Source organism: Robbsia andropogonis (assembly GCF_000970345.1).
GTDB lineage: Bacteria > Pseudomonadota > Gammaproteobacteria > Burkholderiales > Burkholderiaceae > Robbsia > Robbsia andropogonis.
In genome coordinates, this window is the sequence record NZ_LAQU01000016.1 from 71,210 (window position 1) to 85,748 (window position 14,539).

At 59.6% G+C, this 14,539-nt stretch carries 13 protein-coding genes and 1 pseudogene; 10 read left to right on the forward strand and 4 right to left on the reverse strand.

Annotation, left to right across the window (positions count from 1 at the left end; translation table 11 throughout):
- Positions 1-16 precede the first annotated feature (16 nt).
- Positions 17-1,102, reverse strand: a pseudogene (locus WM40_RS15630) (EscU/YscU/HrcU family type III secretion system export apparatus switch protein); the annotation flags it as partial.
- 382 nt (positions 1,103-1,484) lie between these two features.
- On the opposite strand from WM40_RS15630, the gene WM40_RS15635 reads away from it, so the two are divergent.
- From WM40_RS15635 to WM40_RS28000, 10 genes are all read left to right on the forward strand, one after another.
- Positions 1,485-2,120, forward strand: a complete 636-nt coding sequence (locus tag WM40_RS15635; RefSeq protein ID WP_024905066.1) for an HrpB1 family type III secretion system apparatus protein — start codon at positions 1,485-1,487, stop codon at positions 2,118-2,120.
- A gap of 36 nt (positions 2,121-2,156) precedes the next feature.
- Positions 2,157-2,600, forward strand: a complete 444-nt coding sequence (locus WM40_RS15640; RefSeq protein ID WP_024905067.1) for a hypothetical protein — start codon at positions 2,157-2,159, stop codon at positions 2,598-2,600.
- Between the two features lie 136 nt (positions 2,601-2,736).
- Positions 2,737-3,714 carry a type III secretion system inner membrane ring lipoprotein SctJ gene (gene sctJ / locus WM40_RS28840; protein ID WP_413783810.1) on the forward strand — a complete coding sequence of 326 codons (978 nt, stop codon included), beginning with the start codon at positions 2,737-2,739 and terminating at the stop codon, positions 3,712-3,714.
- Between the two features lie 3 nt (positions 3,715-3,717).
- Complete coding sequence (locus WM40_RS15650; protein WP_046153316.1) at positions 3,718-4,665, forward strand: type III secretion protein HrpB4; 948 nt, start codon at positions 3,718-3,720, stop codon at positions 4,663-4,665.
- Positions 4,650-5,495, forward strand: a complete 846-nt coding sequence (gene sctL / locus WM40_RS27985; RefSeq protein ID WP_052738358.1) for a type III secretion system stator protein SctL — start codon at positions 4,650-4,652, stop codon at positions 5,493-5,495. The genes WM40_RS15650 and sctL overlap by 16 nt, the downstream gene beginning before the upstream one ends.
- A gap of 137 nt (positions 5,496-5,632) precedes the next feature.
- Positions 5,633-6,964, forward strand: coding sequence for a type III secretion system ATPase SctN (sctN, locus tag WM40_RS15665; RefSeq protein WP_046153350.1), 1,332 nt, complete (start codon positions 5,633-5,635; stop codon positions 6,962-6,964).
- A 17-nt stretch (positions 6,965-6,981) separates the two neighbouring features.
- Positions 6,982-7,557 carry a hypothetical protein gene (locus WM40_RS27990; protein ID WP_024905072.1) on the forward strand — a complete coding sequence of 192 codons (576 nt, stop codon included), beginning with the start codon at positions 6,982-6,984 and terminating at the stop codon, positions 7,555-7,557.
- Positions 7,554-8,465, forward strand: a complete 912-nt coding sequence (gene sctT / locus WM40_RS15675) for a type III secretion system export apparatus subunit SctT (protein ID WP_024905073.1) — start codon at positions 7,554-7,556, stop codon at positions 8,463-8,465. The genes WM40_RS27990 and sctT overlap by 4 nt, the downstream gene beginning before the upstream one ends.
- A 19-nt stretch (positions 8,466-8,484) precedes the next feature.
- Positions 8,485-9,552: a TylF/MycF/NovP-related O-methyltransferase gene (locus WM40_RS27995; protein ID WP_024905074.1), complete on the forward strand. Its 1,068-nt coding sequence runs from the start codon at positions 8,485-8,487 to the stop codon at positions 9,550-9,552.
- 3 nt (positions 9,553-9,555) lie between these two features.
- A complete protein-coding gene (locus WM40_RS28000; protein WP_051504645.1) occupies positions 9,556-10,884 on the forward strand; it encodes a cupin-like domain-containing protein in 1,329 nt (442 codons plus the stop codon).
- A gap of 182 nt (positions 10,885-11,066) precedes the next feature.
- Here WM40_RS28000 and WM40_RS15690 read toward each other — a convergent pair whose 3' ends face one another.
- The 3 genes from WM40_RS15690 to WM40_RS15700 all read right to left on the reverse strand — a co-directional run bounded on the left by WM40_RS15690 (position 11,067) and on the right by WM40_RS15700 (position 14,382).
- Positions 11,067-11,744 (reverse strand): hypothetical protein, encoded by a 678-nt coding sequence (locus WM40_RS15690; RefSeq protein ID WP_051504646.1) that lies wholly within the window; start codon positions 11,742-11,744, stop codon positions 11,067-11,069.
- 216 nt (positions 11,745-11,960) lie between these two features.
- Positions 11,961-12,395: a hypothetical protein gene (locus tag WM40_RS15695; protein WP_024905076.1), complete on the reverse strand. Its 435-nt coding sequence runs from the start codon at positions 12,393-12,395 to the stop codon at positions 11,961-11,963.
- 187 nt (positions 12,396-12,582) lie between these two features.
- On the reverse strand, positions 12,583-14,382 hold the full coding sequence (locus WM40_RS15700) for a phospholipase D-like domain-containing protein (protein WP_024905077.1): 1,800 nt from the start codon (positions 14,380-14,382) through the stop codon (positions 12,583-12,585).
- Positions 14,383-14,539 lie beyond the last annotated feature (157 nt).

Below are 14,539 nucleotides of genomic sequence, written 5' to 3' on the forward strand. Positions count from 1 at the left end.
GACTCCAACGAAGACGTTATAAGGAGATGTTAGAAATCGGCGCGGTGGGGATGGTTTCACCGGCGGCGTGCCGTGCCGTGCAATGAGGCGCGACGCTGTCAACCCATCGCAGGATGGCCGCCACCACTTCGAACATCGGTTCCGGTATGGCCGTGTTGGTATCAACGGCATGCAGCGCTCGGGCGACCGGCGGATTGGCGACGATCGGGATGTCATGCCGAGTGGCCAGGCGTCGTAGAAATGCCGCCTCGGCGTCGATGCCTTTCGCGAGCACGACCGGTAGTGGATATTCTTCAGGTGCGTAGCGGATTGCCACGGCATAGTGCGTGGGATTCACCACCAGGACATTCGCGCGCGCCACTGCCGCGGGTCGGGGATCACCGCGCATCAACTCCTTCGCGAGCTTCTTTCGTTCGCCTTTTATTTTTGGGTCACCGTCCGTATTTTTCCGTTCACGCTTGACCTCGTCCTTCGTCATTTTCTGCGAGTGCATGAATATCAAATGCTGCAATTTCCAATCCGTGGCGCCGATCACCAGGTAAATTAGGAAGGCGACGCCGATCAATTTGAGAAAAGCACTCCACAGCATCGCGGATAGTTGCGGCAAAGGTTGGTATAACGCATGCGTGACAATCGGAAAAAGATCGGTAATCGTTTTCCACAGGACGATGCCGAGAATAATGGCCTTGATCGTCATCTTTGCGATGTCGAGCAGGGATTTCCATGAGAAAAGGCGCTTGATGCCGCTGGCCGGGTTGACCGAACTGAGTTTGGGCATCACCGGCTCCATTGAAAACCGGACACCCACCTGCGTCATCGTTCCCGACACGGCTGCCAGCATGCCGATGACGGCAATAACGGTACTGATAACCGCACAGACACCCAGAATATGAAATAGCGCGGACATCATCGCCTGCGTGGATCGGTCTGTTGACATGAAACCCAGCGCAATGTCCAGTATCTGGCGCAGTACATCCAGTACATCGTTTCCCCCCAGTTGCAAGGCGACCAACGCCGCTAGCAGCAATGCGGCGGAGACCAGATCCGGACTCTTCGCGTTCGACCCCTTTTTGCGCGCGTCATCGAGTTTCTTCTGGGTGGGGGCTTCAGTTTTTCGTCAGCCATCGTCGCTTTTCAATGCTGTCCTTGGGATAGTGGGCACGTTACCGAACTGCCTTGCCCATGCCGCTGCGTCGGGCGAAGCCGTGCGGGAATTCGCGAAGCCCGATCGGCGCGACGTCCTGCGTTTGCGTGACGCCGCGTTAGTGCAGGGCTCTGAGGGTATTGCGAATGGCCGATAGATTTCTGATCGCGTGGTATCGGTCGTGCGAAGCCGGGAAACGGCGCAAATGGATAATCGATGCCGGCTTCGCAAACGAGCGGGTCGCTTCGGATGCATGCATCTTGAAAAAACTCCCGCTTGCTACCTTTCGCTCGTCCGATCCACACCCCTCACGACCCTCGTCATTTTTAAGAGACTGGATATGAACGCGAAAACGGAATACAAGCAGTGCAGCCATGAACTGATCGGTGGCTTGATCGAAATTGTCCGAATGGCGGTGATTGATCAATTTCCGTCGCCACGACTAGACGTTGCCGATGTGTCGGCATTGCTGGACGCAATGCATGTGCTGCGGCCGACGCTGACGGAACTCAACCTGTTCGATGGGTTTGTACACGTGGTACGTGGCGAATGGCACGACGCTATCGCATTGTTCTCGACACTGGTGTCGCAGGACCGTTGCATGCCAGGCAGCCGTGCGATGCTTGTCTACTGCCTGAGTGCTAGCGGCAATTCGGATTGGAAGATCGAAGCCGAACAATTACTGCATCAAGATAAGCTGACCCCGGAAGCGCGTTCACTCGTCTATGCGGTCATCGCACGCAATGATATGGAGAAGGCCCGCGAAGATGCATACGCCACTGGCGAATTCAACGAGCCCGAATCGCTGAAGCGGTTACGTGACGACTACGCCAGTTATCCGATACACCAGCGCGAGTCGAGGACGAGGCACGATGTGCTTGGGCCACATAGCGCGAGTGGTGCGCCACAGGAGACCGGCATGCAACCGATGGAGACGATCACCAACAGCGACTACAGCCAATATCTGCGCCTGTGATCGGATGTATTCCATTTTATAGATAGGAGATTGATAATGGATGCCGCTCTTGGTGTGTCCCATTTGCACTCGGCACTGATGACGAAGGAGCCGGCCCTCGCCCCGGATGCCCATGGCACGCAATCGGTCCATGAGCAAATGCAGATCAAGGGCGAGCCGGAAATCGCGTCTCTCGCGCATCAGGGAAACAATTTCGCAGAGATGATGCGCACGTCGCGCGTAGGACCGTCCGCACCGACAGGTGACGCGGGAACGGTTATATCTAAACTCGTCGAGGGTGAGGATGAAGCCTTCACCTATGTGTCGAACGATATGCTGTACATGTTGAACAACGCGAACAGCATGTCGATGGGGGAACTGACCACCGCAATGACACAGGTGCAGGTAGAGGCCGCAAGCATGCAGGTCGATTTGCAGATGAAAATGAGCGTGGTCAACTCGTCCAAGGACGCGATCGAAACCTTGATGAAGAATCAATGATATGAGCGCTCCATTAAAGGCTTTCTCACATACGTTCGCCGATGACGTCGATGTGTCTTGCGACGTGGAGGCGATCGATTCTTTGGCATCCCGCCATGCTGCGCGCATGGTGATCAAGTCGCGTCGTGACGGCCCCATGGTTCGTGGCGTCGTTTTCGGCGCGGCGTTGGCGATGGCGTTGACGTTGAGCGGCTGCAAAAAGGAACTGTACGGCAACCTCGGCGAACGTGATTGCAACCAGATGGTTGCAGCGTTGCTCGAGGCAGGTATCGACGCGGAAAAGGTATCGCCGGACGGTGGCAAGACATGGAGCGCGAAGGTCGAGGAAGGTCAGATGGTCAAGGCGATGGATGTACTGCGCCAGGACGGTCTGCCGGCGAATCGCTACGACGATCTAGGCAAGCTTTTCAAGAAAGATGGCCTGGTCTCCACGCCCACCGAGGAACGGGTGCGCTTTATCTACGGCGTTTCCCAGGAGTTGTCGGACACATTGTCTAAGATCGATGGTGTGGTGGTGGCACGTGTTCACATCGTATTGCCGGATAACGATCCGCTTGCCAATGCCGTCAAGCCGTCGTCCGCCTCCGTATTCATCAAGTATCAGCCGGATGCCAATCTGGCGACGTTGACGCCTCAGATCAAGAATCTCGTGGTCCATAGTGTCGAGGGCCTGTCGTATGACCAAGTCAGTGTGACATCGGTGCCGGCCGACCCGATGGATGTCATTTCCGCCACGCACGCCGCCGATACGTGGTCACCGATGCGCATCGCCGTTGGCGTATTTCTGCTCGCCGGTATCGTTCTTTTGCTGACCATGCGCCGCAAGCCGAAGGACGGAACGACCCCCAGGGTGGGGAAAGGCCAGGGTAACGGCACGTCCTCGATGCCCGCGGGTCAACGGATGTCAGACGCGGCGGCGGGCGGTGAAACTGGCGGGGGCAGGCGTCCCAACCGGGGGGCGCCGCGCCGCGTGGGGTGGCGGGACTGGTGCCGAAACTGGATGCGGGCAGGCTTGCGGCGGCCTTGCCCGGCAATCTTTTCAAACGGGACGACGCGGCCGATTCACGCTAGCCGCGCGCGATATGGACTAAACGGTTGCGAATGGTGGCGGTGAACAATGGCGACGACAGTAGAGGAGTGGCGGGAATCGCAGCCCGCCTGGGCGGATCGCGACGACGCGCCCTGTCGCGATGCCGATGGTGGCCATGACGAGTGGGCGCGAGACGCGGCGGGCCCGAATGACCAGCACGTCGCCGACAGATCGGATCGGGGCGATATGCTGCTTGACGACGCACACTTGTCAGGTGGCAACGCGGACACGACGGTATCGGCAAACGATCAACCGCCATGCCAGGCGAGACGATTGCTTTCCTGCATGCGTCACTACCATGCGAATCGTGAGGCGCTGTTCGATTGGATCGATCCGAGCTGGCTGATGCCGGAAGGCGCTGCGAATACGTCGATGCATTGGCTGCTGGCATGGCCCGAAGCATTGCAACGGTCACGCAGCGCGTTGCGGGAACGGGCTTGCGCGGTGGAGCAGTGGTTAGGCGCCAGTGGTTTCCCGCCGCCAGGGATCGATCGCTTCACCACGTCGGTGTCTCGTATCGCAGCGCTACATCTGGACGATGCATTGCGCGCCCTGCGACTGAGGGCATTGCATTTTCGACGTGCCGAGCTGCGCTACTGGGTTGACCGGGAGAGTCGCGTCACGCTGGGGCAATGGCTTGGCGGCGATACCTCGACGACCGTTCGCTGGTTGTTGCAACAGGCGCATGCGCCGGCAGTGGCGCCACTGATGCGGGAGCATGGCATGCCGCCTCTCGACGAGATAAACGATGTCGCGCTGGCGTGGGAAGGCTTCGCGCTCTTTGCCGCAGGTGGGTTTTGCGAGCGATTCGAACCGATGGCTTTGCTGCGGTTCATGTGGTCGCGAGATGTGCCGACGCTGCCGTGGGTGCACGCGTACGCGGTCGATAATCCGAACGCGCATCGGCATGACGGCTTCCGTGTCATCGATCAATTGCAGCCTTTCTTTGGGGAGCAGACATGGTTATTTGGCTAAGGCGTGCCGGCCTGGAAGGGTGCGGCGACGACGTACCGCAGGGTATTGGCATCGACGACGATATCGTACCGCGCGACGCGGTATCGCGTGTTGTCGCATTGGACGAGGGCTATCTGGCCCTGGAGCGATCGTATCGGGTGGTGCTGGCCGACGCGCATGGAAAGGCTAATGCGGTGCGCGAAGCGGCGGCCAGGGATGCCTGCGACATGCATGCGGAGGCACAGCAAGCATTCGATGCGGCGCGCGAGCGCGGCTTCGAAGCCGGGCGGCATGAGGCATTAGCGCAATGGTATGAACATACCTCGAAGATGCTGGCCTCACGCCGTGAGGTCCAGATGGCGGTGCATCAACGCGTTGCGGATCTGGTCGTCGCGGCGGTGGAGCGGATCGTGGCGGACCAGCCGCCCGCCGTGCTTTTCGGACAGGCACGACAAGCCGTGGAACGCATCATAGACGACAACAGCACATTGCGTATTCGCGTGCATCCGGAGGAATACGACGCGGCTGCCAATGCTTTCAACGATGCTGCCGTTGCATGGCGCGCGCGTGGCCGTTCCGTCAGCGTCGACGTGACGGCAGACCGTTCGTTGATGCCGGGCAGTTGTATCTGCGACAGTGACCTGGGCTTCCTCGATGCGAGCCTGTCAGTACAACTAGAAGCGGTGCGGGCGGCGGTGACACGTGCGGTTGACCAGCACCCGCCCCATGATGACGACGGCGGCACGGATGAACCATGGCAAGTAGGAACATGGGGACACATGCCATCGCCGTCGACGCTATGTCCGGCGCCGCCTCTCTCCAAGGAGCAGATGCAAGGAGCCTTCGCATGACGATGCGGGACCGCGATGAAATCGATCGTGTCGACGATGCTGGCACGGAACCTGATACGACGCAACGCGCCAATCCGCGCGCCGGCATCCACGCGCAGCCGGGCGGCCGACGCCACGCGTCGTCGGGCGCCGGCGATATCAAGGTCCAAGCGCAACTCGCCCGCTTGACGGACGCGATTGCCTGGGAGTTGGACGCACGGCCTGGTTTGACCACCAAGGGCAAGGTGTTGGAGGTGATTGGCACGCTGATTCGAATCGTTGGCGTCGACGTCCGCATGGGTGAGTTGTGTGAACTTCGGGCGCCTGACGGGCAACTGCTGCAACAGGCGGAGGTGGTTGGTTTCTCGCGCGATACGGCGTTGTTGTCACCATTCGGTCGTGTCTCCGACGTCTCCCGTGATACGCAGGTCGTGCCGCTGCGCCGACCGTTGACTATTCCGGTGGGCAATCCTTTGTTCGGGCGTGTGGTGGACAGTTTGGGGCGGCCGATTGACGGCAAGGGCCCAATCGATGCCACGGAGACGCGGCCCATCCACGCGGACCCGCCAAATGCGATGAGTCGTCCTTTGTTGAAGTCCCCCTTGTTCACGGGCGTGCGCGCGGTGGATGCGATGTTGACTCTCGGGAAAGGGCAACGGATGGGGATCTTTGCGCCGGCCGGGGTGGGCAAGAGCACGCTGATGGGCATGTTCGCACGCGGCACGAAGTGTGATTTGAACGTCATTGCACTGATTGGGGAACGGGGGCGGGAAGTGCGCGAATTCGTCGAGGACATCCTGGGGCCGGAGGGCATGGCGCGATCGATCGTTGTCTGCGCGACGTCTGATCGCTCCTCGATCGAACGCGTCAAGGCGGCGTATGCGGCGACCGCCATCGCGGAATACTTTCGTGATCAGGGAAAGAGTGTATTGCTGATGATGGATTCATTGACGCGGTTTGCCCGGGCACAACGCGAGATCGGCCTGGCCGCGGGTGAGCCTCCGGCACGGCGAGGATTCCCGCCATCGATCTTCGCGGAGCTGCCGCGATTATTGGAGCGCGCGGGGTTATCCGAACACGGTGCCATTACCGCGTTGTACACGGTCCTTGCGGAAGACGAGACCGGTGGTGATCCGATCGCGGAAGAAGTCCGGGGCATTCTCGATGGCCATATGATCCTATCCCGTGATATCGCCGCACGGAATCAGTATCCCGCGATCGATGTTGGCGCGAGTTTGTCACGTGTCATGCCGCAAGTGGCTGGTCGGCGGCAATGCGACGCCGCTGGTCATGTGCGGCGTCTGATGGCGAAACACCGCGATATCGAAACATTGATTCAGTTAGGTGAATATCGCGAGGGCGCGGACCCGGTGGCCGACGAAGCGGTCCGGAAGCAAGAGCCGATCCGTCAATTTCTCAGTCAGCGCACCGACGAATCGAGTGTGCCTGAACAGACGTTGGATTGGTTGGACAGGTTGCACCAGGTTTGACGAACAGGGAGCGTGCAATGGCAGTGCAGCAAGAAGAACGCCGCAGCCGACGGGTGCCACCGAAGGGTGACCGGGGCCGCGAAGTCAAGGGTTTTCACGTCGTGATGCAACGCCTGGAGAGGTTGGCACGGACACTGCGCGAGACACTGGCCACCGAGCGCGCCGCACTGGTTGATGCACGAACATGTGAAAGCGAGCAGCGTGCGCGTATAGAGGACGCGGAGGGCGAACTCGCGGGCGTGGACGCGCGCATCGACATGCTGCTGAGCGGCGCTCAGGCGGTGCGGATCGACGATGTATTGGCTTGGCAGGATCAACGCATGACCCAGGCGAAGAAGAAGGATGCGTTGGTCGCTGATCTGCCTCGCCTCGAAGCGGTAGTGCAGGCGTGCGAGGCCGATGTCGCGCGGACACAGCGTGCGATCTTGCAAAACGAGGCACGACTGGACGTGTGTCGCAAACGCATCGACGCCTTGCATCTGGCGGCCCAACGGGTCGAGGATGACGTCGCGGATGACGAGGCCGAAGAGGGGGCCGTGGTGCGCTATATCGCGCGGCAGCACGCCGCACGCATCGCGGAGGCGATGGGATGAACGCCTTGAACGCGGGCATTCCGCAATGGGGCGGGACGTTCATGCAGTTTTTCACAATGGTGGCACTGTGCGGCCTGCGCTTGATGTTGATCATGATCATCTTCCCGCCTACCGGCGACAAGGTCCTGCAGGGCACGATCCGCAACGGCTTGGTCGTATTATGGAGCGCTTTCATCGCACTCGGTCAGCAAGCCATGCTGCCTGAGCTGCATGGCTGGCATCTTGTGTTTCTCTGCATCAAGGAGGCGGTGATCGGATTGTTGATGGCGTTCGTCGTGTCGCCGGTGTTCTGGGTGGCTGAGGCGGTAGGTACCTACGTCGATGACTTGACCGGTTATAACAACGTCCAGATGAGCAACCCCAGCCAAGGGCAGCAAACGACGATTACGTCCACCTTGATGAGTCAATGCGCAATTGTGGCGTTCTGGACATTGGGTGGCATGACGTTTTTGCTCGGCGCGTTGTACCAATCATACGGATGGTGGCCCCTGGAGAGCGCGACACCGGTGCCGGCCGCGGTTCTTGCGACGTTTGCAATACATGCCACCGATTCATTGATGGTTACCGTTGCGAAGCTCGCGGCGCCGTGCGTGATGCTGCTGCTGTTGGTCGACTTCGGCCTCGGGCTTGTCGGAAAGACTGCGCAGAAGCTTGAATTGAATGCATTGGCGCATCCGATCAAGGGTGCGTTGGCCGTGCTGATGCTGGCGCTGATGATCGGTATCTTCATTGCACAGGTCCGTGATCAAGTGTCGTTGGTCCATGTCGCGGCGCAGTTGCATGGCGCACCTGGGTTGAATGGCGCTGACGCCCATGACGCCCATGACGGCGGTGATGGTGACGTGCAACCCATCGATCGCGGTGCGCGGCCCCGTTCCGGGATGGTGGGGAATGCAAATGGTTGGTAGCAGGCTAACGGAGAACGGGATGAATATCGAATCGCCCCAGGCTGTTCCGGCAAATGCGTCCTGGCCGTTGGCGGAGTCGCCTCTGACGGTATCCGCGCAAGGCGCATCGACGTCCTCGCGCGCGGTGGGGTCGGAGTGTGGCATCCATTCGGTCGCGCATGCTTATCTGGATATCGTCAAACGCTATGTAAGCGGTGCATTAGACGCGCGGACATCGGGCATTTCGCCTTGTGCGGCATTGCCGTCTGGCGTGTGCTTCCACGGTCCGATCACCGAGAGCGATTGCATCGCACGACTCGCCGATGCTGATCGGGTTTTTGCACCGTGGCTGAGCGCCGCCGGCAAGACCGCGGCGGAAGTGGCGGGTTTTCCTCCGGCAAAGATCGCCGTGTCGTTGAATCATATGCATCACGAATCACGATGTCTGACGATGTCGGAAGGGGCGCTGCTCGACAATGTGATCGAACTCGCCGAGGACGTGATCGCGCGGCGAATCCCTGGCGATTTCATCGAGACGGGTGTCTGGCGCGGTGGCATGACGATCTTGATGCGCGCGGCGTTGGCGGCGTTTCGCGATCCTGCCCGGCGCGTCTGGGTGGCGGATTCCTTTGCTGGATTGCCGTCGCCAGACCCGGCCGTACATCTTCGTGATGCCGTCTGGAACCATGTGATGGGCCTGGCGAAATGTCTGGAATCCGACATTGATGCGGTCCGTGCGGCATTTGCTCGAGCAGGGCTGCTGGATGACCGTGTTTGCTTTCTGAAGGGCTGGTTCAACGAGACGTTGCCGAATGCACCCACCGGGCCTCTTGCGCTGATGCGTCTCGATGGTGATTGGCATGACTCGACACGCGATGCGCTGGAGGCATTGTATCCGCGCCTGTCGCCGGGTGGTGCCGTGATCATCGACGACTACGGCCTGCCCACTGGCTGTGCACAGGCTGTCGATCTATTCCGTCGCCAACATCGGATCACCGCGCCATTGATTCGTGTCAATCGTCAAGCCGTCTACTGGCGTAAGCCGTTGCCGATCGCGGACGCGTCATCGCAAACAGGCGCATGTCCATTGCGTCCGGAAAAGGGGTAAAAGATGACAGCCTTGCTCGCCGGTCGTCCGTGGGGGCCTGACATGCGTACGTCACGTACAATGCGCTTTCCCGTTGGCGCGGAGCGGGCGATTACTTCGCAAGAAACGCCAACGCTGTCCGCTCGGCTTGACGACATGTGCGCGCGATTGAACGCCTGCTACGTGCCACCGGTGTCGCCGGCGATTGTTGAATTATGCATCCTGTCCGGCAGGGCGCGACAGACCGTTTGCTTTGTGTTCGGGGACCGGATTTCTATCAAGTGGAATATTGAAAACGCGTCCATCACGGACGAGGTGCCGTCCGGGGCAGCGCGATCGACGATTACGCTTGTAGAGCCCGTATTCGCGATCCTGCTCGATGCGCCGGATCGATTCGACCCCCGCCACCCGGACTGTGTCGCGCTGGGAGGCATCCGCATTGACCAGACGCCTTGGCCGGCAGCGTATTTCTTGCAATTGCTGAAGCGACCGAGCGTCACGCAGCGTGACGCCTTGCAACGCGCCGTGTCTCGCGCGCCGTTTTCACTTTCTGCCGTGGATCAAAGAGGGTGTGGGTCCGCGACTAGGACCGAGGTGGAATACGCGGTGCATGATGCAATCGCTGCTAGTCGCCCGCTCGTCCTGCGCAATCTGCTGCGCTGGCCGGAAACACGCTGGACAGTGAACGATTGGCGTGACCGTGAGGCGCAGACAGCGCTAGGAATCAGCGTTGGTGGTCACGTCTGTCGTACCGTGAAAGCGTTCATCGATGCCTGCTTTCCGGATAGTCGCGAAGGCTTGCGCGACAACGATATCGCCCGCGACCCTGCCGCCACGGCCGGATGGGCCGATAGTGCCTTGTCTCCGGGCGCCGCGGCGACGCGCGTTCGACAGCCGCTTTATACCGGAGGCTGCGCGCTTCCGCCGCAATGGGAGGAACGCTTCGCGATGCCGCTGTTTTCTCCCAAGGTGTTCGGGCCCGCGCAGTGGTGGTTCGGCGCATGGCACGGCGACGCGTTGGCAACACGCTTGCATTGTGATACCGAGAATTCGTTTCTTGCCCAGCTCATGGGCCGCAAACGCATCCGACTTTATGGTCCGGCACAGGCCGCGTTGCTCTATGCGATGGACGCTTTCAATGCGTTTCGCCCGTGCCGCGTCGATGTACAGCATCCTGATCTTGTGCGTTTTCCGGAATTCACCAAGGCGCGAGGGGTGGATGTCCTGATCGAACCCGGCGATCTTCTGGTCATACCAACCGGATGGTTTCATTGTGTATGGGCGATTGACGACACGATGTCGATCAGCCGATTCCTTTCGGATCTGAATGTTCCCGGGCGTGACACGGTTTAAGGCGTTGCCGTACCTGCTTCGTAGCATCGATCGGTGAAAGCAGAAGCAGGGGGGACGTGCGCTACCTATCGCGCGCCGTATTTTATTTCGGTACGCCACGTACACAACCTGTCTGTCAAAGGCTGAATAACGGCATGACGCGGACCCGCTTGTCTCCGCCCGACGTCGTCGGGCGATCAGCCTTAAAGACCGAACATCCCAAGAAGACCCCCTAATACATTGCCGACCTGATTCATGCCCCACTCGAAGTTATCTTGGTTTGTGCCGTCCTTGTTCACATGTGAATCATTGGTGGTCTGGAGCATATGTCCATCTTGCTGAAACTGCGAATAGCCGTTTTTCTCGAAATCTTGCAGTTCCCCCGCCTCGGTACCGTGACGCGCTTCATTATCGGATGTGAAGCCTTCGATGTCGTGGTCACCAGCGGCACTGCCACGGTCGGTACCATCATAGGCTTTGTCCGTATCGATAAAATCGACGACTTCCGAGGCCCGATATGCGGCGTCGGGATCGTGTTGCCAATCGCCAACCTGTTTGTCCAGGTTGTCACGCACCCCACTCTGATTGCCAAGATTCTTTAGCGTCGGGTCATCGTCGATGATCTGCTGCGCGGAGCGGGTGTCCCCGTCGGGACGCTTGTCATCGGCTTTTGGTACAGGCGTGCCGTCGCCACCGCCCAGGATGGAAGACCAGTCGACGCTTTGCATCTGGGTTGACGCATTGTTGTAAACCCCCTGGACCGACGAAATAATCGAATTGGTTATGTCGTCCGAGCCGCTCATGTCCGCCGCGAATACACTGCTGTAATCGAAGCCGGGGGTGCCAAAAGTTGAATAATCCGGTGTGACCATATCACCCATTCATACACCTCATGAGAGAAATGAAGAACGTTCCAACGCAAGATTGAAACGGCTAGCCGTCGTGCCGTCCGATCACGTTCTGTCAGCGGCCATGCAGGAACAGCACCAGGCTCATGAAAGGTAAAGAAAGGGGAAGTGAAGATGGTACGCGTGCACGAAGGGGCTGCGCGGCACGCGAAGATTGGACGGTGGTGCGGTGAAAAGATCGCTACGTCATCAGAGCGTGCATCGCGCCACTGCGAAGCGCACGTCAGGCTCGCTGCGTTCCGCCTGCCGTTTGGTATTGTCGCGATAGTCGCCGGCAACGAGCGTCGCGCCGTTGTCCTGTTGCTTGATCACGATGTCCCAGCCGTTCGATCGAATCAATTGCGCCGGGCCGCGTGGCGTGTCGACATTTTGCGCGCGCGCAAACAATCGTTGCCCCATGCATCGGGCCACGTCGTCGGCCTGACGCGAGGACTGCAGGTAGATCGGTGGTAATTCGGTCAGTGGCGCGCTGCTCATCACCGGGTTACCCGACGTCGCGGCGGGCGGCGTACTGCCACATGCCGAAAGCAGCGTGGCCATGATGACCAGGATGCCGGACGCAAACGAAGTGGTGGCGGCCCGGTGCGTGGCATGGCTGCGTACGGTTGGGAAATGACAGGTCATGGCGTGGTCTAGGCAATGGCAATACGGCTTGCGGGCCGCTGGACACGTTCTGAATGACGTGGTGCCAATATTCTACGTGACGATATGACGTTTGGGGCGGCGCTTTATGCCTCGACATTGCTTGTGCCCGCGGTAAGACCTTGCCGGCAGCCAATGCTGCGCCGCGATAATGTCTACGTTACCTGATTTATGAATGGTTATCGCCTGCCAATTCAATCCGCGATTTCTGTTCCGGACTGCCTTTGACATAGTATTTCCTGGCCCATGCGCCATCGGTTGCCAAGGACAGTCGTGATGATGTCGACGGCGTACCATTGTTGCGCTCGGTCAGCGCGATGGCACGCGCGCGGTAATGCTCGTAGAGTCGCAGGAATTCAGCAAGGTAGATTGCCGCAATGCGCTTATCCCGAATTTCCAGCAGGTTCTCATCGTTGTAGCGCTCGGAATTCTTGCTCATATTTGCCGAACCAGTATAAACAACGGGGTCGTTGCCATCGGCGTCCACGATGACGAACTTGTGATGAATGATCACCGGCGTATAAGGCGGCGCCTTCGCGCCGGGGAAGCGTTGCCACTCGGGTAGAAAGCCGTCGGGGGCCGTGTCCTGGGTAAAGTGCGCCGCATCAATGACATCGCGCTGCCGCTGGCTGCGATGGTAGAGCGCCATGTTTGCAAGCGCCGAAGCGTTCAACGGTGCCGATTGCCCGCTGGCCTTGTCGTTTCCGCCCGCCTTCACCGGGCTAATGTGATTGACAAGGCCGAACATGGTCAGGCCTTTGTCACCGGCATCGAAACACGCCTGCCGCAGCGTGGCGTCGGTGGGCATGAACAGGCAGAACATGACAGAATGTTTCGCTTTGCCGATTGTCGTCACGATGGTGTCGATTTGATTGCGCGCATCGCCCGGCTCTGGCGAAAAGCAGGCGCGTATTCGGGCCGATCCCACGGTGACCGGATCTGACCAACCCGGTTCGGCATTGGCGGTTGCGGCAATGACGGGATTGCTCGCCAGCAATCGTGCTCGTTCGTTATAGAGCGCAGCGAGCGGTGGCGCATCGAAGACATGCAGGACGTTTGCCTGCTCCGTAAGGCCTTCCGTCGTGAAGTTTGCCGAACCGGCAAGCAGGCGCATCGGTTTCCCTGCGGCGTGCGGACCATCGGAGACGATGAACTTGTCGTGCATGATATGGGTTTTGTCTCGCGGCAATAGCGTGACGTTGCCTTCTAGCGTATCAATCGCCATCTGATTTGGCGATGTTGTCGCGGTCTGGCCTTTTTGTTTTCCCTGGTGTGCGTCGTAGACGATGGCAACCGCGTCTTTTCCATGGGTCTTGCCAAATGTCGATAGCGCGGGCAGTGCCCAGAGCGGATCAGTCAAGTGATAGACCGCCCCGACGGCGCGGCTTGCGCCTGACAGAATGGTATCGAATACGTGTTCCATGCCATTCGCGAGCCAGCCGCGCAATGCCAGCGTATCCTGCGCGTTGGGGGCCGTGCCCGGAGGAAGATGTAATGCCGCGATTTTCCGGGAAAATGCTTGCGAACTGACCACGGCACGGTTGAACCAGGTGCCGATACCGTCCACCGTATGAGAGGGCAGTGTCACACTGCATGTCGCCCTGTCCGATGTGCGGACGGTCAATGTGTCGGGCGTGCCGGTTACCGGGTACACGTCATAGCGGAACGTATGTTCGCGATCGGCGTCGTCGAAGCGCGCATCCCACCAACTGAATTTCTGGATGGGGGCGATGTTGCTCGGGGTGTCCGTGTTGACGGATCGGGTCTGCGCCACGTGCGTCGCGGCACCGAACGACAGACGATTTGGTAACCAACTGCTGCCGGCTCGGAGGCCATTCCGATCGTCTCGAAATCCGGGAGTGCGCTTGATGGCAAAACCGAGAAAATCCGGGTGCTGTGGCGCGTCAGGCCAGTCCAACGCAAGTAGAACAAGGGTCGGCGATAGATAGCTGCGGATTTTCACGCTCATGCCGGTACTCCTTCATTGCAGATTCATCAGTCTCGCGATGGGATATGACAAAAGTGCGACAAGCTGCGTCATGGGACAAGGGCCGAGTGCGGTGCCTCGCACATGTTGCCTGCGAAAGTGCTGCAGGGAAGATCGCATGCGGCATGCTTCACGGAAC

What these genes read in the sequence shown, in the direction of transcription:
- WM40_RS15635 (WP_024905066.1), top strand. Translation starts at nt 1,485, where the DNA reads ATGAACGCGAAAACGGAATACAAGCAGTGCAGCCATGAACTGATCGGT.
- WM40_RS15640 (WP_024905067.1), top strand. Translation starts at nt 2,157, where the DNA reads ATGGATGCCGCTCTTGGTGTGTCCCATTTGCACTCGGCACTGATGACG.
- sctJ (WP_413783810.1), top strand. Translation starts at nt 2,737, where the DNA reads ATGGTTCGTGGCGTCGTTTTCGGCGCGGCGTTGGCGATGGCGTTGACG.
- WM40_RS15650 (WP_046153316.1), top strand. Translation starts at nt 3,718, where the DNA reads ATGGCGACGACAGTAGAGGAGTGGCGGGAATCGCAGCCCGCCTGGGCG.
- sctL (WP_052738358.1), top strand. Translation starts at nt 4,650, where the DNA reads ATGGTTATTTGGCTAAGGCGTGCCGGCCTGGAAGGGTGCGGCGACGAC.
- WM40_RS27990 (WP_024905072.1), top strand. Translation starts at nt 6,982, where the DNA reads ATGGCAGTGCAGCAAGAAGAACGCCGCAGCCGACGGGTGCCACCGAAG.
- sctT (WP_024905073.1), top strand. Translation starts at nt 7,554, where the DNA reads ATGAACGCCTTGAACGCGGGCATTCCGCAATGGGGCGGGACGTTCATG.
- WM40_RS27995 (WP_024905074.1), top strand. Translation starts at nt 8,485, where the DNA reads ATGAATATCGAATCGCCCCAGGCTGTTCCGGCAAATGCGTCCTGGCCG.
- WM40_RS28000 (WP_051504645.1), top strand. Translation starts at nt 9,556, where the DNA reads ATGACAGCCTTGCTCGCCGGTCGTCCGTGGGGGCCTGACATGCGTACG.
- WM40_RS15690 (WP_051504646.1), bottom strand. Translation starts at nt 11,744, where the DNA reads ATGGGTGATATGGTCACACCGGATTATTCAACTTTTGGCACCCCCGGC.
- WM40_RS15695 (WP_024905076.1), bottom strand. Translation starts at nt 12,395, where the DNA reads ATGACCTGTCATTTCCCAACCGTACGCAGCCATGCCACGCACCGGGCC.
- WM40_RS15700 (WP_024905077.1), bottom strand. Translation starts at nt 14,382, where the DNA reads ATGAGCGTGAAAATCCGCAGCTATCTATCGCCGACCCTTGTTCTACTT.